The organism is Pseudomonas putida (assembly GCA_041879295.1).
In the GTDB taxonomy this organism is placed as follows: Bacteria; Pseudomonadota; Gammaproteobacteria; order Pseudomonadales; family Pseudomonadaceae; genus Aquipseudomonas; species Aquipseudomonas putida_Y.
This window is the reverse complement of the sequence record CP047152.1, coordinates 1,959,242-1,984,889: the sequence shown is the minus strand read 5'-3', so window position 1 is coordinate 1,984,889 and position 25,648 is coordinate 1,959,242. Positions and strand designations below refer to the sequence as shown.

Below are 25,648 nucleotides of genomic sequence, written 5' to 3'. Positions count from 1 at the left end.
GCGATTGGATCCCGCCACCTTAACAAAATTTTTCACGGTGGGCCTAACGCATTGCATCCTTCAGAAACAACTGACGTTCGACGGTGAGAGGCCTCACGATTTGCCGGGGCTTGGCGTCGTTGGCCAACCGCCCCAAAAGGTGCAAGAGCGCCGCCTGATCGTCCAACGGTAATTCCCGAAAAGCCCCCAGCAAACCGGACTCATCCGCGCTCAAACCTTCGAGCGCTGTCGGGGTGCGCAGGCCGCTGAGTACGTACTGCGCATCCACCCCCCTGGCCGCCAATGCCGCCAGGTAATCGACCCGCGGTGTGCGTTCACCGCTTTCGTACTTGCCCTGAGCGTTGGGCTCGACCCCACCGATATCGCCAAATACACGCTGGGTCATACCTAGCCGCTCACGCTCTTCCCGCAGCCGCGGACCGATTCCGTTCATAGAGGCTTCTCCTTTTCCCTAATATCCTCAACACGGTCTACCCGCCTGCAGGCAGCCGTAAACGTTTGGATCCACTATGCCCATGCGCTGCGGTCGCGACAAGCCATCATTTAGCTACTACGTTGATATCCCGCTGCATCCGCACAAAGCAATCGTCTTCACCCATCTCGACGAAGCCGTGACGCTGGTACAGCAGGCGGGCCGGGTTGCTGCGGAACACCATCAGCCGCAACAAGGGAAGGCGCCGCTGACTGGCCCATAGCGCCAGTTCTTCCAGCACCCAGCTACCGACGCCCCGCCCACGGTGTTCAGGCAACAGGTGCAACTCGCGGATGAACAGTGCCTGGCGGTCCTGGCTGAGGCTGCAAAAACCCAACAGGGTGTCGTCTTCGATCACCAGCCACTGCTCGCGCCAGCCCCAGGCTGCGTCGAAGGCTTCTTCGATCCACAGCAGGTCGTATTCGCGGTAGTAGGGCAACATGGCGCGGCGCGTGAGGTCGCGGGCGAAGGTGCAGTGGATGTCTTTGGCGGGAATCAACTGTAAGGGCATCGCACTCATTGGGCATAACACACCGGCGAACTGCCAGGGCCACACCTGTCCAGTTCGGTTTCCAACCAATCGGCCAGCACCCGGGCATTGTTGTGCTCGCTGTCCTTGCCGGCATAAAGCAACGTCAGCGTGCCCTTCCTGGCCATGTCCAGCAGCGGATACCAGTGCTCGGGGTGGGCTGCCAGCGCTTGCTGGTACCGCTGGGTAAAACCGGCGAAATCCACTTCACCCTGGTGGAACGCCTTACGCAATTCATTCGAAGGTGCCACTTCGCGCAACCACTGCCCATGGAGGTCTTCCTTGCGTTTGTTGCGCGGCCACAGGCGGTCGACCAGTACACGCTGGCCATCTTCATCCTCAACCGCATCATAGACACGCTTGCAGCGAATCATGGGCGTCTCCTGCCATTACCGTCCGTCTTGAGCCTAGATAATTCATTGATCGAGGTCACGGCCGGGTTACGAATTGTTTCTATGCTCAAGGCCTTCGGCACTTTCGCCCAACGCCAACCGGAGCCCCCATGGCAACCCCGTCAGTGGCCAGCAGCCCACTACTGGCCCAACACGACGCCCGCCCGCAGCTCTCCCACAAGCCTGGGCGTGCCACCTTAACGTTGTTCTTCAGCCTGCTGCTGGCTGGTATCGCCTACACCGCCTGGAGCCTCAAGCAGGATGTGACCGCAAGCGGTACGGTCATTACCACGGCCACACCGTTCCTTCTGCTGGGCCTGGCGCTGCTGATTGCCCTGGGCTTCGAGTTCGTCAACGGCTTCCACGACACCGCCAACGCGGTAGCCACAGTGATATACACCCATTCGTTGCCGGCCCCGGTCGCGGTGGTGTGGTCTGGGCTGTGCAACTTCCTGGGCGTGCTTTTCTCCAGTGGCGCGGTGGCGTTCGGCATCATCGCCCTGCTACCGGTAGAGCTGATTCTGCAGGTCGGCTCTTCGGCCGGCTTTGCCATGGTTTTCGCCCTGCTGCTGGCGGCGATCATCTGGAACCTTGGCACCTGGTGGCTGGGCCTGCCGGCATCGTCCTCGCACACCCTGATTGGCTCGATCATCGGCGTGGGCGTAGCCAATGCGCTGATGCATGGGCGTGACGGCACCAGCGGCGTGGATTGGGCCCAAGCCAGCAAGGTGGGTTATGCCCTGCTGTTCTCACCGCTGATCGGTTTTGCTTGCGCAGCCCTGTTGCTGCTGGCCCTGCGCGCGCTGGTCAAACGCAAGGCCCTGTACCAGGCACCGGAAGGCCAGACACCGCCACCGTGGTGGATCCGCAGCCTACTGATTCTGACCTGCACCGGGGTATCGTTTGCCCACGGCTCCAACGACGGCCAGAAAGGCATGGGGCTGATCATGCTGATTCTGGTCGGCACCCTGCCAATGGCTTACGCGCTGAACAAGACCATGCCCAACGAGCAGGCTCTGCAGTTTTCCGCTGTCGCTGAGGTAACCCGCCAGGCACTGGTACGCAGCGCCCCGCAAGCGGCCCCGGCTGACCCGCGCCAGGTACTGACCCTGTTCATTGCCGAACCCAAGGCCAGCCCGCACCTGGTACCAGCGCTGGCGGCGCTGACCGGTATGATCGGCGAAGAAGTCAAAGGCTATGGCTCGCTCAAGCGCATACCGGCTGAAGCCATGGCCAACGTGCGTAACGACATGTACCTGACCAGTGAAGCCATCCGCCTCATGGAGAAAAACCACCTGGTGACTTTCGATGCCGACACCCACAGCCATGTGCAACGCTTCAAGACCCAGTTGGACGACGCCACCCGCTATATTCCGCTATGGGTGAAGGTAGCTGTAGCCATTGCGCTGGGGCTGGGGACCATGGTTGGCTGGCGACGTATTGTGGTCACCGTTGGCGAGAAGATCGGCAAGACCCACCTCAGCTATGCCCAAGGCGCATCGGCCGAAGTGGTGGCGATGTGCACCATTGGCGCAGCAGATATGTTCGGGCTGCCGGTGTCGACCACGCATGTGCTGAGTTCGGGGGTGGCCGGGGCCATGGTGGCCAATGGGTCGGGGATTCAGAAGCGCACGTTGTTCAATCTGCTGATGGCCTGGGTGCTGACCTTGCCAGCGGCAATGCTGTTGGCTGGCAGCCTGTACTGGCTGCTGAACCACATCTTCTGAACCCGTACGCCGTCGGGTGTAGGAGCGGGTTTACCCGCGAATACGGTAGCGGCGGCAACCGTGAACGGCGGGTGGATATTGGCCTGCAGGCCCGGCCCTTTCGCGGGTAAACCCGCTCCTACGGGCGACCGGCAGGCGTTTCGAAGTTTGCGCAAGGCTGTCCCTGCACAGGTTGATCAGCCCGGGATTTTCAGGCCACGCTGCACGGCTGGCCGTTCCAGGAAATTCGCCAGCACGCGCTGCACTTCCTTGAATTGGTCGAAGCCCACCAGGTCACGGGCGTTGTAGCGCTCCACCAGGTTACGCACCCAAGGGAAGATGGCGATGTCGGCGATGCTGTATTCCTCAGCCATCCACTGCCGACCTTTCAAATGCCGATCCAGCACGCCCAGCAGCCGCTTGGACTCGTTGACATAGCGGTCGCGCGGGCGCTTGTCTTCATATTCCTTGCCAGCAAAGAAATGGAAGAACCCGACCTGGCCGAACATCGGCCCGATGCCGCCCATCTGGAACATCAGCCACTGCAGGGTCTGGTAGCGGTGAGCGGGGTCCTGGCTGAGCAGCTGGCCGCTCTTCTCCGCCAGATACTGCAAGATCGCCCCCGATTCAAACAGCGCCAGCGGCTGACCGCCCGGCCCGTTCGGGTCGAGGATGGCGGGGATCTTGTTGTTCGCGCTGAGCGAGATGAATTCGGGGCTCAATTGGTCGTCATTGTCGAAGCTAACCTTGTGCGCCTCGTAAGCCAAGCCAATCTCTTCGAGCATGATCGACACCTTCACCCCATTGGGCGTCGGCAACGAGTACAACTGCAGGCGTTCGGGATGTTTGGCGGGCCATTTGCGGGTAATGGGGAAAGCACTGAGTTCGGTCATGATCAACCTTGCCAAGGGAATGAACCTGTCACTCTAGAGACATCCCCAGCCGCTGACCATCACCGACCACTCATCAGCATTGGCAGCTCAGGCCTGGCCGTGGGCCTTGAGCTTGAGCTTTTCGGTATCGACGCGGACAAACACGGAGTCGGCGGTCACCGTCAGTACATCCTCTGCCCAGACTTCGCAGATGACCCGGCTCTTGCGCCCCACTTCGCCTTCGACACGCGCCTTGAGCAACAGCTCGACGCCCATCGGCGTAGGTTTCAGGTAGGTCAGGTTGAGCGTGCCGGTAACGCAGTCGATACGCGGCAAGCTGCCCGGCTCGCGGCCTTCGTTACGGTAGTGGTAGGCCATCGCCGTCCAGTTGGAGTGGCAGTCGACCAGCATCGCCAGCAGGCCACCGTAAACCAGGCCAGGCCAGCCGATGAAGGTGCTGTCGGGCGAGTGCCGGCACACCAGGTGAACACCGTCGGCGTCCCAGTGGCTTTGCAGGTGCAGGCCGCTGGGGTGGGAACAGCCGCAGCCGTAGCAGGTACCCTCAGGGGCCGCGAGGGCTTGAAGGGAAAGTGTGTGATCAGTCATACGCTTCCTGTGCTTGTTGGAATGGGGGCGCGCAACGCCCCCATTAAAGCAGAAACATCAGGCCGTCTGGGCAACCATCCTGGCACGCCGCTGGGTCAGCGAAACCAGCAGGATGAACGCGGTCACACCTGCGGTCATCAGCGTTTCGTAGCGGTAGGCATCGCTGAACAGCATGTAGCCCAGCACCATGACGATGGTGCCGATCACCAGCCAGGTCAGCCATGGGAACAGCCACATCTTCAGCTCCAGCGGGCGCCCTTCACGCTCGGCACGGGCACGCATGCGCAGCTGCGACACGGCAATGACCAGGTACACCAGCAAGGCGATGGCGCCGGTGGTCGACAGCAGGAAGCCAAACACCTTGCCCGGGAACACGTAGTTGACGAAGCAGCCTGCAAAACCTGCCAGGGTGGAGAGGATCACCGCCACGGTCGGCACGCCGGAACCGGAAATGCGCTTGGTCACGCTAAGCGCCTGCCCACGCGCGCCAAGCGAATAGAGCATGCGCGACGCGGTGTAGAGCCCCGAGTTCATGCAGCTTGTCACCGCCACCAGCACCACCAGGTCAACCAGCAGCTTGGCGCCCGGCACGTTCAGCACTTCCAGTACACGCTGGAACGACCCTACTGCTTTCAGGCCGGGGTCGTTCCAGGCCACCAGCGACACCACCAGGAAGATCGACGCCAGGTAGAAGATGGCGATGCGGTACACCACCAGGTTGGTGGCGCGGCGAATCTTGTCTTTCGGGTTGGCGGTTTCGTCAGCCGCGATGGTGACGATTTCGGCACCGAAGAACGAGAAGATGGTGATCAGCACGCCCCCAAGTACCGTCCCGAAGCCATTGGGCATGAAACCACCGCTGTCCCACAGCCGGCTGACCCCGGACACTTCCGCCAGCGGCCAGAAGCCGAACACCGCCAAGGTGCACACCACGATGAAGCCAATGATCGCGACCACTTTGACCAGCGCGAACCAGTACTCGAAGGCACCGAAGTTCTTCACGCTGACCAGGTTGGTGCAGGACAGCACCAGCATGATCAGGAAAGCGAACAGCCAGGAAGGCACGCCAGGGAAGTAGGCATGCAGGATGTCAGCACCGGCAATGGCTTCCACCGGAATGATCAACACCCAGAACCACCAGTACAACCAGCCGATGGTAAAGCCCGCCCAAGGGCCAATGGCTTCCGAGGCGTAGGTGGAAAATGAGCCGCTGTTGGGGTTTGCGATGGCCATTTCACCCAGCATGCGCATCACCAGCAAGACCAGCAGGCCAGTCATGGCGTAGGAGATGAGGATGGCCGGGCCGGCGGTGGCAATGGCGTTGGAGGACCCGATGAACAACCCGGCGCCGATGATGCCGGCAATGGAGATCATGGAAACCTGACGGGAAGTCAGGCCGTGCTGCAGTGAGCGCTGTTTCTTGTTGTCTTGCGAAGCCATGAAGAACCCTCGAATGGGTCGGCCGCAGCAAAGCGGCTGAAGGTCTGAGCAGAATTCTTATAAATTTCTGATGTGTGTTGTTGTTGTTTTGCAGATGACGGAAGCGGGTATTGACCTCCTCTTCGCATGACCGGTTGTAATCGTTGATCCAGGTCAGTATTAATCTATAGGCCGGGGTCAACAAACGACCTTTTCGAACCACATAATTCCTTTATGGAATGAACTCCTTCCTTTTTTGCTCGGTATTCGCCCGTCATGTCCAAACGCCTGATGCCTTCGACCACCGCCCTTCAGTGCTTCGAAGCGGCCGCCCGCCACCTCAGCTTCACCCGCGCGGCCCAGGAACTGCACCTGACCCAGAGCGCCGTCAGCAAGCAAGTCGCGCAGCTTGAGGACATGCTCTCGCACTCGCTGTTCCAGCGCATTCGCCGGCGCCTGCACCTGACCCCGGCCGGCGCGCTGTACCTCACCGAAGTGAACAAGATCCTCACCCAGATCGACATATCCAGCCGCTACATCCTCAGCTACGGCGACGAAACCGAAGTGCTGCGCATCGCCACCCAGCCGACCTTCGGCGCCCGCTGGCTGGTGCCCAGGCTCAAGGGTTTTGGTGACCGCTACCCACGCATTCACCTGGATGTGCGCAACGAGCTGGAGCCATTCGACCTGGTTCAGGCCAAGGCTGACGTCGCCTTTTTCTTCGGCCAGGGCACCTGGCCCGGGGCAACCTGCATCGAGTTGTTCAGCGAAGAAGTGGTGCCCGTGTGCAGCCCGCAGCTGCTGGCCAGCCACCGTTTCGACAGCGCCCAGGCGCTGACTGAGCACCGGCTGTTGCAATGCGTTTCGCGGCCGGAGGCCTGGCATGAGTGGTTCCTGGGGCTTGGGCTGCATAGCCAGAACAGCTACCACGGGCCGCGCTTCGACACGTTCTACCTGTGCATCCGCGCTGCCATCTCCGGCTGCGGCATAGCCCTGATTCCCCGCTATCTGGTGGCCGAAGAGCTGAGCGAAGGCAAGCTGGTGGTGGCCTGGGACCACCCTGTGGCAAGCAACGGTAGGCACTTCATTGCGCATGCCGAGCATGCGGCCGAAGTGCCCAAGATCAGGGCCTTTGTGCAGTGGATCCGGGAGCGGGTGGCAGAGGGGGATTGATTTGACCTGCCCCGGCCTCTGGTAGAAGCGGGCTTGCCCGCGAAGAGGCCGGCACAGCCAACCAGAAAACCAGCCAGATCACGAATCCATGGAATGACCGCAATCGAATAATTCGTTTGCGGAATAACCTGCCGACACGCTTGGATAATAAGAAACTCGAACAAGGTCCGCGTGCCCCATGAACCAGGAAAGTATCAGCCAATCCATTGCCATCGTTCACCCGATCACACTTTCCCATGGCCGTAATGCCGAAGTCTGGGACACTGACGGCAAACGTTACATCGACTTTGTCGGCGGTATCGGCGTGCTCAACCTGGGCCACTGCAACCCCGCTGTAGTCGAGGCCATCCAGGCTCAGGCCACCCGCCTGACCCACTACGCCTTCAACGCGGCCCCTCACGGCCCGTATCTGACACTGATGGAGCAACTGAGCCAGTTCGTCCCGGTCAACTACCCACTGGCCGGCATGCTCACCAACAGCGGCGCGGAAGCGGCGGAAAACGCCCTGAAAGTGGCCCGTGGCGCCACCGGCAAACGCGCCATCATCGCATTCGACGGCGGCTTCCATGGCCGCACCCTGGCCACCCTGAACCTCAATGGCAAGGTCGCCCCCTACAAGCAGCGGGTCGGTGAACTGCCCGGGCCGGTGTACCACCTGCCCTACCCCAGCGCGGATACCGGGGTTACCTGCGAGCAGGCGCTCAAGGCCATGGACCGCCTGTTCAGCGTCGAGCTGGCGGTGGAGGACGTCGCGGCGTTCATCTTCGAACCAGTACAGGGCGAAGGCGGCTTCCTTGCCCTGGACCCGGCCTTCGCCCAAGCCCTGCGCCGCTTCTGCGACGAGCGCGGCATCCTGATCATCATCGACGAGATCCAGTCGGGCTTCGGCCGTACCGGCCAGCGCTTCGCGTTCTCGCGCCTGGGCATCGAACCCGACCTGCTGTTGCTGGCCAAGAGCATTGCTGGCGGTATGCCGCTGGGTGCAGTGGTCGGGCGCAAGGAATTGATGGCGGCGCTGCCCAAGGGCGGCCTGGGTGGCACCTATTCAGGCAACCCGATTGCCTGCGCGGCGGCCTTGGCCAGCCTGGCGCAGATGACCGACGAAAACGTTGCAACCTGGGGTGAACGGCAGGAGCAGGCCATCGTCAGCCGTCATGAGCGCTGGAAGGCCTCGGGCCTGAGCCCATACATCGGCCGCCTGACCGGCGTGGGCGCCATGCGAGGGATCGAGTTCGTCAATGCCGATGGCAGCCCGGCACCGGTACAACTGGCCCAGGTGATGGAAGCGGCCCGAGCCAAGGGCCTGCTGCTGATGCCCAGCGGCAAGGCGCGGCACATCATTCGCCTGCTGGCACCGCTGACCATCGAGGCCGAGGTGCTCGAGGAAGGGCTGGATATCCTCGAGCAGTGCCTGGCAGAACTGAGCTGAGGCTTACAGGCCCAGCTCTTGCGGGGTGAGCATGTCGGACTCGAAGGCGATCCAGCCGCCTTCCAGTTCAGCATGGCCGTTGACGATCGGGCCGTAATAGGTCAGGCCATTCTCCAGGGTCACGCAAATATGCGTGGCCGGTTTCTCAGGGGCCGCGAGCGTACCGACGAAATGCACCTTCTTCAGGGTTTCGGTCACCGCTTCCAGACCCACGCGCATGCTGGGGTTTTCCGAAGCCTCGGTATCTCCGCCACGGTCTTCAGCGCTGATGGTCACGGTGGCGATGTACGGGTACTTGGTGCTCAAACGGGGTTACCTCGGTGGGTGTATAGGCGTAGGGGCGCGTAGAGTACGGCAGGCAGTCTCTGTTGTCTCTACTGGCCTCTTCGCGGGCACGCCCGCTCCCACAGGGATCGCATGTTGCTTGGGGTATGCGGGGCACCTGCAACAGGTGATCTGAATGCCCCGATCTGTTAGGGTGCCCGCCGATGCACGCCACACCACACGAGGATCCCGAGTGAGCGCCGAAGAACCCCTGATCGCCGACCTGTTCGAAGTCGACAAACGCCTGTCCCTCAAGCCCGTCGTGGACTTCAACAGCTACCTGCGCAACGCCTTCGGCGAGGGCCCATGCCACTGCCACCGCTGTGTAGAAGGCGCCGACCAAAGCACCTACAGCCACGCGCACAACTTCACCTTCGAAGGCCGCCAGTGGCACCGCCGGTTCGCCAGCACCGCCGGCAGCGACGTCGCCCAGGTGTTGAAAAAAGCCTGGCTGTCGTACACCAAGGCTGATCTCAACCTGGTCGGTGCGCTGGACCTGACCACCCTCAAGACCTTTACCGAGGCCGCCCTGCACGCGCGCCTGCTGGCCTTGCTGCCGGCCAGCGGCCTGGCCCGCGAAGTGGATGGCCAGTGGATGCTGCTAGCCCAGACCGACTGACAGCCCGGCGGCAGGGCAGGATTCCACCGGTCTGCTAACTTGGTGGAATCCGCCCACCCACAGGTAGTCCGCCATGGCCCGCACAACGCCCATCGAGCTGTACCGCAATATCGGCATCGTCGCCCACGTGGATGCCGGCAAGACCACGACCACCGAGCGAATCCTGTTCTACACCGGGGTCAACCACAAGATGGGCGAAGTGCACGATGGCGCGGCGACCATGGACTGGATGGCCCAGGAGCAGGAACGCGGCATCACCATCACCTCGGCGGCGACCACGGCGTTCTGGCAAGGTTCGACCAAGCAGTTCGCCCACAAGTACCGTTTCAACATCATCGACACCCCAGGCCACGTCGATTTCACCATCGAGGTGGAGCGCTCATTGCGCGTGCTCGATGGCGCGGTCGTGGTATTCAGCGGCGCGGACGGCGTCGAGCCGCAGTCCGAGACCGTCTGGCGCCAGGCCAACAAGTATCACGTGCCGCGCCTGGCCTACATCAACAAGATGGACCGCCAGGGGGCCGACTTCCTGCGCGTGGTCAAGCAGATCGATCAGCGCCTGGGGCACCACCCGGTCCCCATCCAGCTGGCCATCGGCAGCGAAGAGAACTTCATTGGCCAGATCGACCTGGTGAAGATGAAGGCCATCTACTGGAACGATGCCGACCAGGGCACCAGTTACCGCGAAGAAGATATTCCAGCCGATCTGCAGGAGCTTGCCGACGAATGGCGCGCGCACATGATCGAAGCTGCGGCCGAAGCCAATGACGAGCTGACCATGAAGTTTCTCGATGGCGAGGAGCTGAGCATCGAAGAGATCAAGGCCGGGTTGCGCCAGCGCACCATTGCCAACGAAATCGTGCCCACCATCCTCGGCTCATCGTTCAAGAACAAGGGCGTGCCGCTGATGCTCGACGCGGTGATCGACTACCTGCCCGCCCCGTCGGAAATTCCGGCAATCAAGGGCACCGACCCCGACGACGAAGAAAAGCACCTGGAACGCCACGCCGACGACAATGAACCGTTCTCGGCACTGGCCTTCAAGATCGCCACCGACCCGTTCGTCGGCACCCTCACCTTCGCCCGGGTGTATTCCGGTGTGCTCAGCTCCGGCAACGCGGTGCTCAACTCCGTCAAGGGCAAAAAAGAGCGCATTGGCCGCATGGTGCAAATGCACGCCAACCAACGCGCTGAAATCAAGGACGTGTGCGCCGGCGATATCGCCGCACTGATCGGCATGAAGGACGTGACCACCGGCGATACCCTGTGCGACATGGACAAGCCGATCATTCTCGAACGCATGGACTTCCCCGACCCGGTGATTTCCGTAGCAGTAGAGCCGAAAACCAAGGCCGACCAGGAAAAAATGGGGATCGCGCTGGGCAAGCTGGCCCAGGAAGACCCCTCATTCCGCGTGCGTACCGATGAAGAGACCGGCCAGACCATCATCTCGGGCATGGGCGAGCTGCACCTGGACATCATCGTCGACCGCATGCGCCGCGAGTTCAACGTCGAGGCCAACATCGGCAAGCCACAGGTGGCCTACCGCGAGAAGATCCGCAACACCTGCGAGATCGAGGGCCGCTTCGTTCGCCAATCCGGCGGCCGCGGCCAGTACGGCCATTGCTGGATCCGTTTTGCTCCCGGCGATGAAGGCAAAGAAGGCCTGGAGTTCATCAACGAGATTGTCGGCGGCGTAGTACCGCGCGAGTACATCCCGGCCATCCAGAAGGGTATCGAGGAGCAAATGAAGAACGGCGTGCTTGCCGGCTACCCACTGATCAACCTCAAGGCCGCCGTGTTCGACGGCTCGTACCACGATGTCGACTCCAACGAGATGGCCTACAAGATCGCCGCATCAATGGCCACCAAGCAGTTGTCGCAGAAAGGTGGCGCAGTGTTGCTGGAGCCGGTGATGAAGGTTGAGGTGGTGACGCCGGAGGAGTATCAGGGCGACATCCTCGGCGACTTGAGCCGACGTCGCGGCATGATCCAGGACGGTGATGAAACGCCGGCTGGCAAGGTGATCCGTGCCGAAGTTCCGCTGGGCGAAATGTTCGGCTACGCCACCTCGATGCGCTCGATGACCCAGGGCCGGGCAAGCTTCTCGATGGAGTTCACCCGCTATGCCGAGGCCCCGGCGAGCATTGCCGACGGCATCGTCAAGAAGAGCCGCGGAGAGTAAGCGGTTCTCCGGTACCGGCCTCTTCGCGGGCACGCCCGCTCCCACCGGGGGCGCACAATGTTTGGGCCTGCGGCCTTTCTGTGGGAGCGGGCGTGCCCGCGAAGAAGCCGGTACAGGCCACAATCAAGCTCAGTGCTGCTCGCCAGCCCGCTTCAACAGCTTCTTGCACCGATCCGACAAATGCACCACGCGCAAATGCTTGCCCGCCTTGGCATAGCGCTCACGCAGGGTTTTCAGCGCCGCAACCGCCGAATAATCGACAAAGCTCAAATGCTGGCAATCCAGCGTGACCTGGGCCGGGTCCCCGGCCGTGTCGAACTGGTTGAGGAACGAGGTGGTCGAGGCGAAGAACAGCGTGCCATGTAACTGATAACGCTTGCCGCCCCCCGCGTCCTCATGGGTGTCGGCATACAGCTCGCGTGCATGCTGCCAGGCAAAGTTGAGCGCCGCGATGATGATACCGAACAGCACCGCCATGGCCAGGTCAGTGAACACCGTGACCACGGTCACCGCAATGATCGCCAGCACATCATTCACCGGCACCTTGTGCAACACCCGCAACGACGCCCAGGCAAAGGTCTGCTGGGCCACCACGAACATCACACCAACCAGCGCCGCCAGTGGAATACGCTCGATCAGCGGCGACAGGAACAGCACGAACAGCAGAATCATCACGCCGGCTACTACACCCGACAACCGGCCCCGGCCATTGGAACTGAGGTTGATCACCGTCTGCCCGATCATCGCGCAGCCGCCCATGCCGCCGCACAGGCCCGACACCATGTTCGCAGCGCCCAGTGCCACACACTCGCGATCCGGGAAGCCACGGCTCTCGGTGATTTCATCGGTCAGGTTGAGGGTGAGCAGGGTTTCCAGCAGGCCGACCATGGCCATCAGCACCGCATAAGGGGCGATGATCTTCAGGGTTTCCAGATTCCAGGGCACATCCGGCAGGGCCAGCCCAGGCAGGCCACCAGCGATGTGCGCCATGTCACCCAGGGTGCGGGTCGGCAGCCCGAGCAAGTACACCAACAGGCCGACACCGAGGATCGCCACCAGAGCCGGCGGCACCGCGCGGGTCAGTTTCGGCAGCACATAAACCACCGCCATGGTCAGCGCCACCAGGCCGACCATCAGGTACAGCGGCGTGCCGGTGAGCCAGTGTTCGCCGTCCTTGAAATGCTCCAGCTGGGCCATGGCGATGACGATGGCCAGGCCGTTTACGAAGCCGAGCATGACCGGGTATGGCACCAGGCGCACCAGCTTGCCCAAGCGCAGCACGCCAAACAGGATCATTACCACGCCACCCAGCAGCACCGTGGCCAGCAGGTACTGCGCACCGTGCTGCACCACCAGCGCGACGATCACCACCGCCATCGAGCCAGCAGCGCCGGAGATCATCCCCGGCCGCCCGCCGAACAGCGCCGTCAGGGTACAAATGATGAACGCGCCATACAGGCCCATCAGCGGGTTGAGGTGGGCCACCAGGGCAAAGGCGATGCACTCGGGGACCAAGGCGAACGAGGTGGTGAGGCCGGCGAGCAGGTCGGCGCGTAGTCGGGCGGGCTTCATGGGCTTCCTGTGGTTCAGTCCGGAGGACGATTTAAAAACGAGGGGCGGGATGTTACGGAAATTGTCGGACAGCGGCCACCGCTCAACGCACACGTTCCAGGCTCTGCACGGCCAGGTCCAGCGCACGCTGCATGTCCAGGCGCGCCGAACGGCCAAGATCCGGGTCGTTCAGGCGGCCACCACGCTCTGAGGGCAGGATCGGCGCCGTCAGGTCTTCGGCATCCATCGCTTCAAAATCCTGTTCGACGCCCAGGGTCAAGGCACTGCGCCGCAACAGCATGCGCACCTGTTCCGGGGTAAGTGCCGGGTTGATCGACAGCATCGTCGCCACAGTGGCAGTCACCAAAGGTGTTGCGTACGACGTGCCGCAATGCGCAGCCTCGGCCGACACTGGGCGTATGCAGGCAGCAGCACTGACGTCCACACGCATGTCGATATTGGAGCTGTGACGCTTGCGCACATGATCGTGGGCTTCAACTGCCGTAGCCTTGTCACTGCGCTGATGCCCGCCCACCACCAGCAATTGTTCGGTGATGAACGACGAAGGCAGGCGATATTCATCGGTCCCCGACCAGGACGCACCATTGCCCGCCGAATTTACCACCACCACGTCAGGGTGCTCCTTGCGCAGCCAGAGGAAGAACTCCTCAAGTAACTCCTCGTAGCCGCTCATCGCCAGCCCGGAGCGCACCAGCGAATCGACCTCATCACCCTTCACATTGCGTGCCCCGACCCGGTGAATGCCCCAGCTCCAGTTCAACACCCGCACGCCATCTTCGACCAGGTTCACCGATGCAGCGATGTTGGCGGTGATACCGGCATCCGAGTTGCGCTCTACCACCACCTCGAAGCCAGGGCTGTGCTTACCCAGCCCCGGCAAAAAGCCCTCACCCTGCGCAGCGAGAATGCCTGCAACATGGCTGCCGTGGCTTGCCGGGCGATCACCGTCGCGAGCGTATAGGCATGTCTGGCCTTTTTCGCAGCCCCCCTGATAATGGCTGAACCCTGGGGCGTCGAAGTCCACTTCGCGCTCGATTACCCCGACCCGCACGGGCTTCACCGGCAAGCCAGATGCGGCAATCCGGCGCCGGTAGAAATACAGCGCGTCCATGAAGCGGTTGGCGGCCCATTCATCCGCCTGGTCGATGGCCCGGTTGCCGCGCCCATTGCCCTCCTCCCCGCGCTCAGGGCCGGACTCTTCGACAATCACGGCATCCACGCTGACTTCACTGCCCATGCGCAGGACCATCGCATCGCGCTGCACCAGATCATCTACCGGCAAGCGCAGCTGGTAGACATTCAGCGGCGGTATGGCACCGACAACCAGGGCGCCGTATTTACCGGCGATGCGCCGGGCCTCGCCGAGGCCGTCGTGTTTTTCTTCGATCAACAGGCTGACCAGGTCGACGTAGGTGGTCAGGCCGTCCATGTTCTTCGCCACTTCATCGGGCCCTGCGGCGATCACATGACTGCGTTGGCGGGTCAGCCATACCGGGTTGCTCGTGCGGCCGCCATCGACCAGCCAGAGCGGGGCGCTGCGCTGGGCTGGCCTCGCCAGCTTCAGCGTTAGCCGGTCACCTTGTCGCTCGATATCGGCTTCTGACAGCCGCGTGCCGCCCAGCCATACCGTTGGCAGATTTGCCCGGAGCCCTTCGGCACGCAGACACCATTTTTGCCGGCTATCGCTGAACAAGTCACCGCAACGCTGCAGCTGCTTGATGCGCAGCGTGTCTGCTGCAGCCTGTGCACCAAGACTGCAAAGCCATAACAGCAAGATCAGGACACCCTTCATGCAATCACCCCACGCGCTCCCTGTGAGTGCGACTTACGGGGCACCTCAAAGGTTCACCTGTGGCTGGCAACTGCCTGGTCGCGGGCGAGCCATTCGGCCATGGAAGTATCCTCCAACGCGTACTCGCCACGATTGGCCTTCCATACCAGCTCCTTGTCGCGCAGGGCATCAAGGGCCTTCTGTACGTTTGCCGTGTTGACGTTGGCTACCGCCTGGGCCTGCTCCAGCTTGCGGCTGACCTCAACCAGGGTTTGCTCGGTAAACGGGGAAAACGGCTGCCGGCCGAGCGTGCGCTCGGCCATGACCTCCAGCACTGCCTGCTGCAACGGCGTAAGTTCGTTCCAAGCGCTTTCGTAGTCACTCCACACCCCGGCTTGATGATTCAGCGCCCCATTGCGCAGCAGTTCACCCAGGTTGCCCGCCTCACCCAGGCCGACGCTAACTTCGGCCAACAGTTTGTTGAGCATTTCCGGGCGCCGGCCGACCAATTCGAACGCGTATGCCAGGTCCTCTACCTTGAACTGGTTACTGTCGGCCAGGCGACGGTTCCACAAGGCGGTGATGAATTCGACATATTCACGCCCCAGCAACGGAAAGGGCGTGATGCTGGCACCAAAGAATGGCTGCTTGCTCTTGAGTACCAGGTTGGCCAGCTTGTCGCGACTAGAGCCCGTGAACACCAGCCGCAAGCCGTCCGGACGGTCGCCACGATTAAGGTGGTCACGCGCGGCTTTCAGCGCGAACATTGCATTGAGGCCATCTTCGCTGTTAAGGGCGTGCTGAGCCTCGTCGATGATCAGCACTACCAGTTGCCCTGACACTTGGTGCAACACGGCAAGCGCCTGGGCCAGGGTAGTACCCGCAGGCAGTTGCGGGCGGGTGAAATCCCAGCTCAGGGTGCGCAGCAGGTTGATCTTGTCGATACCGGCCTTTTTCGCAGTCCTGGCCAGCGCACCTTCGAATCTGGCCAGTGCTGTACCGATGGCGCCACTGATGAGCTGCGCAGGGGCGGCGTCGCGATCCGACCACAGGTCGACGTAAACCGGTAGCCAGCCGCGCTGTATGCATTCTGGTATGAAGTCGTTGTTGAGGAAGGTGCTCTTGCCCGTACGCCGCGGCGCGGCCAAGAACATGCCCGAGCTGTAATCGACCAAAGACTCGCCGGCCAAGTCTTGGGCCAGTGCGTTGGCCAACTGATTACGGCGCAGGAGCGGACGGACGGGAGACATGCAATTAACCTCAATTATCTTGCCTACTATAATTTATAGCCTACAAGATAAATCAGGATAAAACGACCCTCTGCAACAGTGCCGGCGTGATCCAGATCCGGCAAAAAGTCAGCAAGTTTGCCATCATGTTGGTTTCACCTGCGGAGATCATGGACATGCCGCTACGCCCCCTTTTCGCCTCCCTGTTGCTGGCCGCCAGCCTCAGTGCCCATGCTGCCACCGAGGTGGTGCCACTTCAGCATCGTAGCAGCGCCGAATTGCTGCCCGCCCTGCAGGCATTCATCGGCAAGGACGGCACGGTCAGCGCCTTCGAGAACAAACTGATCGTCAACGCCAGCCCCGAGCGCATCGACGACCTGCGCGCCCTGCTGCAACAGCTGGATACCGCGCCCAAACGCCTGCTGATCAGCGTCGACAACAATGACAGCAACTTCCAGGACAACCGCGGCAACGCTCGCGTCATTCACTACGGCACCAGCAACCGCGACGGCGGCATGCAGCAGGTACAAGCCAGCGAAGGGCAACCGGCACTGATCCAGGTGGGCCAGAGCATCCCCATTACCAGCACCAGCACAGACGGCTATGGGCGCATTCAAAGCAACACCGAATATCGCAACGTGACCCAAGGCTTCTACGTGACCCCCAGCCTGAGCGGCGAAACGGTTCGTCTGCAAATAAGCAGCAATAATGACCGCATCAGCCAGGAACGTGCAGATGTAGTGAAAGTACAAAGTACCGACACGACAGTCACTGGCAAGCTCGGCGAGTGGATCACCCTGGCGGGGTTCAATCAGCAGAGCCAAGCCGACCGCAGCGCGTCAAGCCATACGTACAGCACCCAACGGGGTGAAAACATGACATTGCGTGTCAAAGTCGACCTTGTTGACTGATCTCAGGCAATTCAAGGCTTCGACCAAAGGCCTTCAAACTGACTGCCAAGTCGCATTAGACCAAAGATGTAGTAACCACAAAAAAGCACTACAAAACATTTGACAGGGTCTTTTTCCCAAGGGCATGATGGCCTCGCTCCCGCTAATCAGGGGCCCTGGCAAGGGCCTTCGGGGCGCGCTCCTTCCACCCTTGGAGGCGCCTCGTGTCTATACGGCCCACAAGGCGGTTCGACGGGATTGCGACTGCAACGAAGAAGTTGTCCCGAGGGACGGAAGCGCATCACCGCAGTACTGGCAATCGCGTAGCACCGCAGCAAGGCAACCACGAGCCGACCTGCCCGGAGCACACCTTCGCCTGGCCTGCCCAACCTTCCCCTTCGAGCCTTCGCGTTCGCCGCCGCAACCTGCGAACAGGACAGCCGCCAGGCACCTGATCTGCCCAGAGCATCAGCACAATTAACCCAAGATCGATGCGACGAGGTTTATTTCCATGGCACTGACACGCGAACAGCAAATTGCAGCCCTCGAGAAAGACTGGGCCGAGAACCCGCGCTGGAAAGGCGTGACCCGTACCTACACCGCCGCTGATGTCGTTCGCCTGCGTGGCTCCGTGCAACCTGAGCACACCTTTGCCCGTCAGGGTGCAGAAAAACTGTGGAAGCTGGTTACCGAAGGTGCTCACCCGTCCTTCCGCCCCGACAAAGATTTCGTCAACTGCATGGGCGCCCTGACTGGCGGCCAGGCTGTACAACAGGTCAAGGCCGGCATCCAGGCCATCTACCTGTCCGGCTGGCAGGTTGCCGCCGACAACAACTCGGCCGAATCGATGTACCCTGACCAGTCGCTGTACCCGGTCGACTCGGTACCGACCGTGGTCAAGCGCATCAACAACGCGTTCCGCCGCGCCGACCAGATCCAGTGGAAAGCCGGCAAGAACCCGGGCGACGAAGGCTACATCGACTACTTCGCGCCAATCGTGGCTGACGCCGAAGCCGGTTTCGGTGGCGTGCTGAACGCCTACGAGCTGATGAAGAACATGATCGAAGCAGGCGCCGCCGGCGTGCACTTCGAAGACCAGCTGGCCTCGGTAAAAAAATGCGGCCACATGGGTGGCAAGGTACTGGTACCCACCCAGGAAGCCGTACAGAAGCTGGTGGCTGCTCGCCTGGCCGCTGACGTGTCGGGCGTACCGACCATCATCCTGGCCCGTACCGATGCCAACGCCGCCGACCTGCTGACCAGCGACTGCGACCCGTACGACCAGCCGTTCGTGGTTGGCGAGCGCACCCGTGAAGGCTTCTACAAGGTCCGCGCCGGCCTCGATCAGGCCATTGCCCGCGGCCTGGCCTACGCCCCGTACGCCGACCTGATCTGGTGTGAAACCGCCAAGCCGGACCTGGACGAAGCCCGCCGCTTCGCCGAGGCGATCAAGAAGGAGTACCCGGACCAGATCCTGTCCTACAACTGCTCGCCTTCCTTCAACTGGAAGAAAAACCTGGACGACGCCACCATCGCCAAGTTCCAGCGCGAACTGTCGGCCATGGGCTACAAGCATCAGTTCATCACCCTGGCCGGCATCCACAACATGTGGCACGGCATGTTCAACCTGGCGCACGACTACGCCCGCAACGACATGACCGCCTACGTGAAGCTGCAGGAGCAGGAATTCGCTGACGCCAGCAAGGGCTACACCTTCGTGGCGCACCAGCAGGAAGTGGGCACCGGCTACTTTGACGACATGACCACCGTGATCCAGGGTGGCGCTTCGTCGGTGACTGCACTGACCGGTTCGACCGAGGAAGAGCAGTTCCACTGATAGTGGCTTGCGGTTGAACAAAGGCCCGGGGCTGTGAAGCCCTGGGCCTTTGTTTTCGTCTGCACCGGCCCGACCGAAAATGCACAGAACCTGTAGGAGCAACTGCCTTGCTCAGGTTTTGAATAGCTTGCGCAGTCGCTTGTAGGAGCGGGTTTACCCGCGAAGAGGCCCACCCAGGCGATGCATCGCTCAAGCCTTGGTGCAAAGGCCGAGGTTCAGCGAGTATCCGCACCGGAATCAATGCCGAATCAAGCCATGTCCGTAGCGCCTCCGGCTCATGCATCGAGGCAAGACAGGTGATTTAAGCGCGATTACGTCAGGGCGGCGCAATGATCGGTTTGAATTTTGGGGTGATGCGCAGATCGAGCGCCGCCCGCGCGGCGCATCGCGAGCTGCGCTCGCTCCTACGTTTGTTTCGGGCCAATTATTCCTGTGCCATTTGCGCGCGAACGCCTTGGCGCATGGCGCATTATCACGTCGTACAAACAAGGCGGTCGCGCGCGCCTGCAACAGGCGTGACTGGCCCGAAACAAACGTAGGAGCGAGCGCAGCTCGCGATGCGCCGCGCGGGCGGCGCTCGATCTCACAGCCTCTGCATTCCTTTCGCCAAGCCCACAGCAGCCCTAACACAACCCAAGGCATCACCGGCAAAACCCCAGATCAGGTCTATGCTTGGGGCAGCCCAGCAGCAAGGACCGCCCATGCCTCGCCCAAGCCACCTGATGATTTTCGCCCTGGCCGCCGCTACCCTCTATATATATGCACTGGCCAGCGACAACACCCTGCTCGCCCTCATGGCCAAACCCATCCCGGTGCTGGCCTTGATTGCCTGGCTGCACAACACCCCGGTCTCGCCTTATCGCAAGTGGATCTCGATCGGCCTGGGCTTCTCGGTACTCGGCGACATCCTGCTGGCCATCCCTGCGGACCTGTTCGTGTTTGGCCTGGTCGCCTTCCTCTGCGCCCACCTGGCCTACCTGCGCGCCTATTGCGGCATTACCCTGCGCCCTGCCTTGCCTGCGCTGGCATTCAGCGCCATCGCTGGCATCACACTGCTAGGCGTGCTGACCAGCCATGGCCTCGGCCCGCTGCTGATCCCGGTCACGCTGTACATCTTGGCCATCAGTGCGATGCTCTGGCGCGCCCTGGCCTGCAGCGGCCCGGCCGCGCTGGGTGCCGGCCTGTTCGTATTCTCCGACAGCCTGATCGGTATCGACCGCTTCGTCAGCCCGTTCGCCGCCGCACCGTACCTGATCATCCTCGCCTACTGGCTCGGCCAATGGGCCATCGCTTCATCAGTCGGTCATCGCTCAACCGATAAAGTATTGACCCAGAGCGGTGCGCGCAGTAGCGAAAGCTGCTAGAACAAGGGTTTTTTGCAATTGCAAGTAGGGGGAATCGCCAGATGAACTTTACAAGGCGCAGAACAGCCAAATTCGAAGGCAGCAGCTCAAATGATATTAATTATCATTACTGGCCGTGCAATTCGTTACCCGCCGCAAGAAACATAATTAACAAAACCGCACGTAATGCCCGAATCTCAAGGCTCTCAGCCAGTTACGAACGATTTTTGTACTTAATCCTACGAATAAATTTGCGACAGAAATTTTACTTGCACCAGGTTTACCCATAAAATCAGCGGGATTGATTCGGCTGCGACATTTGGTCACTGCATGTGCGACGCCAAGTCGCCGCTCTACACTTATTTCAGACTGCAGAGCTGGGTCTCTGTATAAGGATCTCTAGCATGTCCGATTCGACAGGACTCATCGCCCACAACTGGGGCTTTGCCATCTTCCTCCTGGGTGTCGTCGGCCTGTGCGCCTTCATGCTCGGCCTGTCCAGCCTGCTCGGTAGCAAGGCCTGGGGCCGCGCCAAGAACGAACCCTTCGAATCCGGCATGCTGCCCGTCGGCAGCGCCCGCCTGCGCCTGTCCGCCAAATTCTATCTGGTCGCGATGCTGTTCGTGATCTTCGATATCGAAGCCCTCTTTCTCTTTGCATGGTCTGTGTCCGTCCGCGAAAGCGGCTGGACCGGATTCGTCGAAGCACTCGTTTTCATAGCAATTCTGTTGGCAGGTCTTGTCTACCTATGGCGCGTCGGGGCACTTGATTGGGCTCCCGAAGGTCGCCGCAAGCGGCAAGCGAAGCTGAAACAATGAGGCTTTGGCATGCAATACAATCTCACCAGAATCGATCCGGATGCGCCCAACGAGCAGTACCCGGTCGGTGAACGGGAAACCGTCACCGATCAACTGCTAGAAGACCAGGTCCACAAGAACATCTTCATGGGTAAACTTGAAGATGTGCTGCGTGGTGCGGTCAATTGGGGTCGCAAAAACTCCCTCTGGCCGTACAACTTCGGCCTGTCCTGCTGCTACGTGGAAATGACCACGGCCTTCACGGCACCCCACGACATCGCCCGCTTCGGCGCCGAAGTCATCCGGGCCTCGCCGCGGCAGGCCGACTTCATGGTCATTGCCGGTACCTGCTTCGTGAAGATGGCGCCGATCATCCAGCGCCTGTACGAGCAGATGCTCGAGCCGAAGTGGGTCATTTCCATGGGTTCGTGCGCCAACTCCGGTGGTATGTACGACATCTACTCGGTCGTTCAGGGGGTCGACAAGTTCCTCCCCGTGGACGTCTATGTGCCTGGCTGCCCGCCACGCCCTGAGGCTTTCCTGCAAGGCTTGATGCTGCTGCAGGAGTCGATCGGCCAAGAACGACGCCCGCTTTCCTGGGTTGTTGGTGATCAAGGTATTTACCGTGCCGAGATGCCAGCCCAGAAAGACCTGCGTCGTGAGCAGCGCATTGCAGTAACCAACCTGCGCAGCCCCGACGAAGTCTGATCCAGCGACCTGCCGCCCGCTCCCGAAGGAGCCGGCGGCCTGGCTTCATTCTTAACGTTGACCCAAAGCGACCGAGACCATGACAGCGGACAACGCTATTTTTATTCCGCCCTACAAGGCTGACGACCAGGATGTGGTCGTCGAACTGAACAACCGTTTTGGCGCCGAAGCATTCGTCGCCCAGGAGACCCGCACCGGCATGCCCGTGCTGTGGGTAAAACGCGCCCAGCTCAAAGAGGTGCTCAGTTTCCTGCGCGGCGTCGCCAAGCCTTACAGCATGCTGTACGACCTGCATGGCGTCGACGAGCGCCTGCGCACCCAGCGCCGTGGCCTGCCAGCCGCCGATTTCAGCGTGTTCTACCACCTGTTGTCGATCGAGCGTAACAGCGATGTGATGATCAAGGTGTCGCTCAGCGAAGGCGACCTGAACCTGCCGACCGTGACGGGCATCTGGCCAAACGCCAACTGGTACGAGCGCGAAGTCTGGGACATGTTCGGCATCGACTTTGCCGGCCACCCGCACCTCAGCCGCATCATGATGCCGCCGACCTGGGAAGGTCACCCGCTGCGCAAGGACTACCCTGCCCGTGCGACCGAGTTCGACCCCTACAGCCTGACCCTGGCCAAGCAGCAGCTTGAAGAGGAATCGGCACGTTTCAACCCGGAAGCCTGGGGCATGAAGCGTCAGGGCGCCAACGAGGACTACATGTTCCTCAACCTCGGCCCCAACCACCCTTCGGCGCACGGTGCGTTCCGTATCGTCCTGCAGCTGGACGGTGAAGAGATCGTCGACTGCGTACCGGACATCGGCTACCACCACCGTGGCGCCGAGAAAATGGCCGAGCGCCAGTCCTGGCACAGCTTCATCCCCTATACCGACCGTATCGATTACCTCGGCGGGGTGATGAACAACCTGCCGTACGTGCTTGCGGTCGAGAAGCTGGCCGGCATCCAGGTGCCGCAGAAGGTCGACGTGATTCGCATCATGCTGGCCGAGTTCTTCCGCATCACCAGCCACCTGCTGTTCCTGGGCACCTACATCCAGGACGTCGGCGCCATGACTCCGGTGTTCTTCACCTTCACCGACCGCCAGCGCGCCTACACCGTGATCGAAGCGATCACCGGTTTCCGCCTGCACCCGGCCTGGTACCGCATCGGTGGCGTCGCCCACGACCTGCCACGTGGCTGGGACAAGCTGGTCAAGGACTTTGTCGAGTGGCTGCCCAAGCGCCTCGACGAATACACCAAGGCCGCCCTGCAAAACAGCATCCTCAAGGGCCGTACCATCGGCGTTGCCGCGTACAACACCAAGGAAGCGCTGGAATGGGGCACCACCGGTGCCGGCCTGCGCGCCACCGGTTGCAACTTCGACCTGCGTAAAGCCCGCCCTTACTCCGGCTACGAAAACTTCGAATTCGAAGTACCGCTGGCCCACAACGGCGATGCCTATGATCGCTGCATGGTCCGTGTCGAGGAGATGCGTCAGAGTATCCGCATCATCGATCAGTGCCTGCGCAACATGCCGGAAGGCCCGTACAAGGCGGATCACCCGCTGACCACGCCGCCTCCGAAAGAGCGCACCCTGCAGCATATCGAAACCCTGATCACGCACTTCCTGCAAGTCTCGTGGGGCCCGGTCATGCCGGCCAACGAGTCGTTCCAGATGATCGAGGCGACCAAGGGCATCAACAGTTACTACCTGACGAGCGATGGCGGCACCATGAGCTACCGCACCCGGATCCGTACCCCGAGCTACCCGCACCTGCAGCAGATCCCATCGGTGATCAAAGGCAGCATGGTCGCCGACCTCATTGCGTACCTGGGCAGTATCGACTTCGTTATGGCTGACGTGGACCGCTAAGCATGAACAGCACGCTTATCCAGACAGACCGTTTCGCCCTGAGCGAAACCGAGCGCTCGGCCATCGAGCACGAAATGCATCACTACGAGGACCCGCGCGCGGCGTCCATCGAAGCCCTGAAGATCGTCCAGAAGGAGCGTGGCTGGGTGCCGGACGGCGCCATCCACGCCATCGGCGAAGTGCTGGGCATTCCGGCCAGCGACGTCGAGGGTGTCGCCACCTTCTACAGCCAGATTTTCCGCCAGCCGGTCGGCCGCCACATCATCCGCGTGTGCGACAGCATGGTCTGCTACATCGGCGGCCATGAGTCGGTGGTCAGCCAGATCCAGAGCGAGCTGGGCATCGGCCTCGGCCAGACCACCGCCGACGGTCGCTTCACCCTGCTGCCCGTGTGCTGCCTGGGCAACTGCGACAAGGCACCGGCCCTGATGATCGACGATGACACCTTTGGCGATGTGCAGCCGGCTGGCGTTTCCAAACTGCTGGAGGGTTACGTATGACCATTACTTCCTTCGGCCCGGCCAACCGCATCGCGCGCTCGGCCGAAACCCACCCGCTGACCTGGCGCCTGCGTGACGACGGCGAGCCGGTCTGGCTGGCCGAGTACGAATCGAAGAACGGCTACGCTGCAGCCCGCAAGGCGCTGGCGCAGATGTCCGCCGACGATATCGTGCAAAGCGTCAAGGACTCCGGCCTCAAGGGCCGTGGCGGTGCAGGCTTCCCCACTGGTGTGAAGTGGGGCCTGATGCCCAAAGACGAATCCATGAACATCCGCTACCTGCTGTGCAACGCGGACGAAATGGAGCCGAACACCTGGAAGGACCGCATGCTGATGGAGCAACAGCCCCATCTGCTGGTCGAGGGCATGCTGATCAGCGCCCGCGCACTGAAGGCCTATCGTGGCTACATCTTCCTGCGTGGCGAATACACCACCGCAGCGAAAAACCTCAACCGCGCCATCGATGAAGCCAAGGCCGCCGGCCTGCTGGGCAAGAACATCCTGGGCAGCGGTTTCGATTTCGAGCTGTTCGTGCACACCGGTGCCGGCCGCTACATCTGCGGTGAAGAAACCGCGCTGATCAACTCGCTGGAAGGCCGCCGCGCCAACCCGCGCTCCAAGCCGCCCTTCCCTGCCGCCGTTGGCGTGTGGGGCAAGCCGACCTGCGTGAACAACGTCGAAACCCTGTGCAACGTCCCGGCCATCGTCGCCAACGGCAACGACTGGTACAAGTCGCTGGCCCGCGAAGGCAGCGAAGACCATGGCACCAAGCTGATGGGCTTCTCCGGCAAGGTGAAGAACCCAGGCCTGTGGGAGCTGCCATTCGGCGTTACCGCGCGCGAACTGTTCGAAGACTACGCCGGTGGAATGCGCGATGGCTTCAAGCTCAAGTGCTGGCAGCCAGGCGGCGCCGGTACCGGCTTCCTGCTGCCCGAGCACCTCGACGCGCAAATGTACGCCGGTGGCATCGCCAAGGTCGGCACCCGTATGGGTACTGGCCTGGCCATGGCGGTCGACGACAGCATCAACATGGTGTCGCTGCTGCGCAACATGGAAGAGTTCTTCGCCCGCGAATCGTGCGGCTGGTGTACCCCATGCCGTGACGGCCTGCCGTGGAGCGTGAAGATGCTGCGCGCACTGGAAAAAGGCCAGGGCCGCGCCGAAGACATCGAGACGCTGCTGGGGCTGGTCAACTTCCTCGGCCCAGGCCGTACCTTCTGTGCTCACGCACCGGGTGCCGTCGAGCCGCTGGGCAGTGCCATCAAATACTTCCGCTCGGAGTTCGAGGCCGGTGTGGCGCCAGAAAGCGCTGCAACCCTGCGCCCGGACCTGGCGAAGCCGATCGTGGTCGGCGCATAACAAGATGATTAGGCGGGTGGTCCGTGCCACTCGCCAGCTTACCGGCAGGCCCGAGC

The 25,648-nt window shown here is 61.7% G+C and carries 23 protein-coding genes; 13 read left to right on the top strand and 10 right to left on the bottom strand.

Annotated features, from left to right (window positions below; genetic code table 11):
* Positions 1-43 precede the first annotated feature (43 nt).
* The 3 genes from GST84_08955 to GST84_08945 form a co-directional block, all read right to left on the bottom strand.
* On the bottom strand, positions 44-433 hold the full coding sequence (locus tag GST84_08955) for a helix-turn-helix domain-containing protein (GenBank protein XGB12489.1): 390 nt from the start codon (positions 431-433) through the stop codon (positions 44-46).
* 106 nt (positions 434-539) lie between these two features.
* Positions 540-983, bottom strand: coding sequence for a GNAT family N-acetyltransferase (locus GST84_08950; protein XGB12488.1), 444 nt, complete (start codon positions 981-983; stop codon positions 540-542).
* Between the two features lie 5 nt (positions 984-988).
* The gene (locus tag GST84_08945) at positions 989-1,375 is read right to left on the bottom strand and encodes a DUF488 family protein (GenBank protein ID XGB12487.1); all 387 of its coding nucleotides are present in this window, start codon (positions 1,373-1,375) and stop codon (positions 989-991) included.
* Between the two features lie 128 nt (positions 1,376-1,503).
* Between GST84_08945 and GST84_08940 the strand changes: the two genes are divergently transcribed.
* Positions 1,504-3,120 (top strand): inorganic phosphate transporter, encoded by a 1,617-nt coding sequence (locus GST84_08940; GenBank protein XGB12486.1) that lies wholly within the window; start codon positions 1,504-1,506, stop codon positions 3,118-3,120.
* Between the two features lie 176 nt (positions 3,121-3,296).
* Here the strand turns inward: GST84_08940 and GST84_08935 are convergent, their stop codons facing one another.
* From GST84_08935 to GST84_08925, 3 genes are all read right to left on the bottom strand, one after another.
* The gene (locus tag GST84_08935) at positions 3,297-3,992 is read right to left on the bottom strand and encodes a glutathione S-transferase (GenBank protein XGB12485.1); all 696 of its coding nucleotides are present in this window, start codon (positions 3,990-3,992) and stop codon (positions 3,297-3,299) included.
* 87 nt (positions 3,993-4,079) lie between these two features.
* Positions 4,080-4,577, bottom strand: a complete 498-nt coding sequence (locus GST84_08930; protein ID XGB12484.1) for a PaaI family thioesterase — start codon at positions 4,575-4,577, stop codon at positions 4,080-4,082.
* Between the two features lie 57 nt (positions 4,578-4,634).
* On the bottom strand, positions 4,635-6,017 hold the full coding sequence (locus GST84_08925; GenBank protein ID XGB12483.1) for an amino acid permease: 1,383 nt from the start codon (positions 6,015-6,017) through the stop codon (positions 4,635-4,637).
* Positions 6,018-6,272: 255 nt separating this feature from the next.
* On the opposite strand from GST84_08925, the gene gcvA reads away from it, so the two are divergent.
* Both gcvA and GST84_08915 read left to right on the top strand, forming a co-directional pair.
* Positions 6,273-7,169 carry a transcriptional regulator GcvA gene (gcvA, locus tag GST84_08920; protein ID XGB12482.1) on the top strand — a complete coding sequence of 299 codons (897 nt, stop codon included), beginning with the start codon at positions 6,273-6,275 and terminating at the stop codon, positions 7,167-7,169.
* A gap of 178 nt (positions 7,170-7,347) precedes the next feature.
* The gene (locus GST84_08915; GenBank protein XGB12481.1) at positions 7,348-8,598 is read left to right on the top strand and encodes an aminotransferase class III-fold pyridoxal phosphate-dependent enzyme; all 1,251 of its coding nucleotides are present in this window, start codon (positions 7,348-7,350) and stop codon (positions 8,596-8,598) included.
* A gap of 3 nt (positions 8,599-8,601) precedes the next feature.
* Here GST84_08915 and GST84_08910 read toward each other — a convergent pair whose 3' ends face one another.
* Positions 8,602-8,904, bottom strand: coding sequence for a hypothetical protein (locus GST84_08910; protein ID XGB12480.1), 303 nt, complete (start codon positions 8,902-8,904; stop codon positions 8,602-8,604).
* Positions 8,905-9,115: 211 nt separating this feature from the next.
* Between GST84_08910 and GST84_08905 the strand changes: the two genes are divergently transcribed.
* Both GST84_08905 and fusA read left to right on the top strand, forming a co-directional pair.
* On the top strand, positions 9,116-9,541 hold the full coding sequence (locus tag GST84_08905; GenBank protein ID XGB12479.1) for a hypothetical protein: 426 nt from the start codon (positions 9,116-9,118) through the stop codon (positions 9,539-9,541).
* 73 nt (positions 9,542-9,614) lie between these two features.
* Positions 9,615-11,726 carry an elongation factor G gene (fusA, locus tag GST84_08900; protein ID XGB12478.1) on the top strand — a complete coding sequence of 704 codons (2,112 nt, stop codon included), beginning with the start codon at positions 9,615-9,617 and terminating at the stop codon, positions 11,724-11,726.
* A 129-nt stretch (positions 11,727-11,855) separates the two neighbouring features.
* Here the strand turns inward: fusA and GST84_08895 are convergent, their stop codons facing one another.
* The 3 genes from GST84_08895 to GST84_08885 all read right to left on the bottom strand — a co-directional run bounded on the left by GST84_08895 (position 11,856) and on the right by GST84_08885 (position 16,319).
* A complete protein-coding gene (locus GST84_08895) occupies positions 11,856-13,298 on the bottom strand; it encodes an STAS domain-containing protein (protein ID XGB12477.1) in 1,443 nt (480 codons plus the stop codon).
* A gap of 82 nt (positions 13,299-13,380) precedes the next feature.
* Positions 13,381-15,090, bottom strand: coding sequence for a S8 family serine peptidase (locus GST84_08890; GenBank protein XGB12476.1), 1,710 nt, complete (start codon positions 15,088-15,090; stop codon positions 13,381-13,383).
* A gap of 53 nt (positions 15,091-15,143) precedes the next feature.
* A complete protein-coding gene (locus tag GST84_08885) occupies positions 15,144-16,319 on the bottom strand; it encodes a hypothetical protein (protein XGB12475.1) in 1,176 nt (391 codons plus the stop codon).
* Positions 16,320-16,474: 155 nt separating this feature from the next.
* Here GST84_08885 and GST84_08880 point away from each other — a divergent pair, with 155 nt between their 5' ends.
* The 8 genes from GST84_08880 (at position 16,475) to nuoF (ending at position 25,592) form a co-directional block, all read left to right on the top strand.
* On the top strand, positions 16,475-17,209 hold the full coding sequence (locus GST84_08880; GenBank protein ID XGB12474.1) for a secretin: 735 nt from the start codon (positions 16,475-16,477) through the stop codon (positions 17,207-17,209).
* A 490-nt stretch (positions 17,210-17,699) separates the two neighbouring features.
* On the top strand, positions 17,700-19,025 hold the full coding sequence (gene aceA, locus GST84_08875; GenBank protein ID XGB12473.1) for an isocitrate lyase: 1,326 nt from the start codon (positions 17,700-17,702) through the stop codon (positions 19,023-19,025).
* Positions 19,026-19,693: 668 nt separating this feature from the next.
* The gene (locus tag GST84_08870; protein XGB12472.1) at positions 19,694-20,389 is read left to right on the top strand and encodes a lysoplasmalogenase; all 696 of its coding nucleotides are present in this window, start codon (positions 19,694-19,696) and stop codon (positions 20,387-20,389) included.
* Positions 20,390-20,772: 383 nt separating this feature from the next.
* Entirely contained in the window at positions 20,773-21,186 is a 414-nt protein-coding gene (ndhC, locus tag GST84_08865) for an NAD(P)H-quinone oxidoreductase subunit 3 (GenBank protein XGB12471.1), read from the top strand.
* A gap of 9 nt (positions 21,187-21,195) precedes the next feature.
* Positions 21,196-21,873, top strand: a complete 678-nt coding sequence (locus GST84_08860) for an NADH-quinone oxidoreductase subunit B (GenBank protein ID XGB12470.1) — start codon at positions 21,196-21,198, stop codon at positions 21,871-21,873.
* Between the two features lie 79 nt (positions 21,874-21,952).
* On the top strand, positions 21,953-23,734 hold the full coding sequence (nuoC, locus tag GST84_08855) for an NADH-quinone oxidoreductase subunit C/D (GenBank protein ID XGB12469.1): 1,782 nt from the start codon (positions 21,953-21,955) through the stop codon (positions 23,732-23,734).
* 2 nt (positions 23,735-23,736) lie between these two features.
* Positions 23,737-24,234 (top strand): NADH-quinone oxidoreductase subunit NuoE, encoded by a 498-nt coding sequence (gene nuoE / locus GST84_08850; protein XGB12468.1) that lies wholly within the window; start codon positions 23,737-23,739, stop codon positions 24,232-24,234.
* Positions 24,231-25,592, top strand: a complete 1,362-nt coding sequence (gene nuoF, locus GST84_08845; GenBank protein XGB12467.1) for an NADH-quinone oxidoreductase subunit NuoF — start codon at positions 24,231-24,233, stop codon at positions 25,590-25,592. Before nuoE ends, nuoF begins: the two co-directional genes overlap by 4 nt.
* Positions 25,593-25,648: the final 56 nt, after the last annotated feature.

Bases quoted from the DNA above. Each gene is read 5' to 3' on its own strand.
- GST84_08885 (XGB12475.1), bottom strand. From the start codon at position 16,319: ATGTCTCCCGTCCGTCCGCTCCTGCGCCGTAATCAGTTGGCCAACGCA.
- GST84_08880 (XGB12474.1), top strand. From the start codon at position 16,475: ATGCCGCTACGCCCCCTTTTCGCCTCCCTGTTGCTGGCCGCCAGCCTC.
- GST84_08930 (XGB12484.1), bottom strand. From the start codon at position 4,577: ATGACTGATCACACACTTTCCCTTCAAGCCCTCGCGGCCCCTGAGGGT.
- GST84_08915 (XGB12481.1), top strand. From the start codon at position 7,348: ATGAACCAGGAAAGTATCAGCCAATCCATTGCCATCGTTCACCCGATC.
- GST84_08935 (XGB12485.1), bottom strand. From the start codon at position 3,992: ATGACCGAACTCAGTGCTTTCCCCATTACCCGCAAATGGCCCGCCAAA.
- ndhC (XGB12471.1), top strand. From the start codon at position 20,773: ATGTCCGATTCGACAGGACTCATCGCCCACAACTGGGGCTTTGCCATC.
- GST84_08895 (XGB12477.1), bottom strand. From the start codon at position 13,298: ATGAAGCCCGCCCGACTACGCGCCGACCTGCTCGCCGGCCTCACCACC.
- GST84_08955 (XGB12489.1), bottom strand. From the start codon at position 433: ATGAACGGAATCGGTCCGCGGCTGCGGGAAGAGCGTGAGCGGCTAGGT.
- gcvA (XGB12482.1), top strand. From the start codon at position 6,273: ATGTCCAAACGCCTGATGCCTTCGACCACCGCCCTTCAGTGCTTCGAA.
- GST84_08890 (XGB12476.1), bottom strand. From the start codon at position 15,090: ATGAAGGGTGTCCTGATCTTGCTGTTATGGCTTTGCAGTCTTGGTGCA.
- GST84_08870 (XGB12472.1), top strand. From the start codon at position 19,694: ATGCTTGGGGCAGCCCAGCAGCAAGGACCGCCCATGCCTCGCCCAAGC.
- nuoE (XGB12468.1), top strand. From the start codon at position 23,737: ATGAACAGCACGCTTATCCAGACAGACCGTTTCGCCCTGAGCGAAACC.
- fusA (XGB12478.1), top strand. From the start codon at position 9,615: ATGGCCCGCACAACGCCCATCGAGCTGTACCGCAATATCGGCATCGTC.
- GST84_08940 (XGB12486.1), top strand. From the start codon at position 1,504: ATGGCAACCCCGTCAGTGGCCAGCAGCCCACTACTGGCCCAACACGAC.
- nuoF (XGB12467.1), top strand. From the start codon at position 24,231: ATGACCATTACTTCCTTCGGCCCGGCCAACCGCATCGCGCGCTCGGCC.
- GST84_08860 (XGB12470.1), top strand. From the start codon at position 21,196: ATGCAATACAATCTCACCAGAATCGATCCGGATGCGCCCAACGAGCAG.
- nuoC (XGB12469.1), top strand. From the start codon at position 21,953: ATGACAGCGGACAACGCTATTTTTATTCCGCCCTACAAGGCTGACGAC.
- aceA (XGB12473.1), top strand. From the start codon at position 17,700: ATGGCACTGACACGCGAACAGCAAATTGCAGCCCTCGAGAAAGACTGG.
- GST84_08925 (XGB12483.1), bottom strand. From the start codon at position 6,017: ATGGCTTCGCAAGACAACAAGAAACAGCGCTCACTGCAGCACGGCCTG.
- GST84_08945 (XGB12487.1), bottom strand. From the start codon at position 1,375: ATGATTCGCTGCAAGCGTGTCTATGATGCGGTTGAGGATGAAGATGGC.
- GST84_08950 (XGB12488.1), bottom strand. From the start codon at position 983: ATGCCCTTACAGTTGATTCCCGCCAAAGACATCCACTGCACCTTCGCC.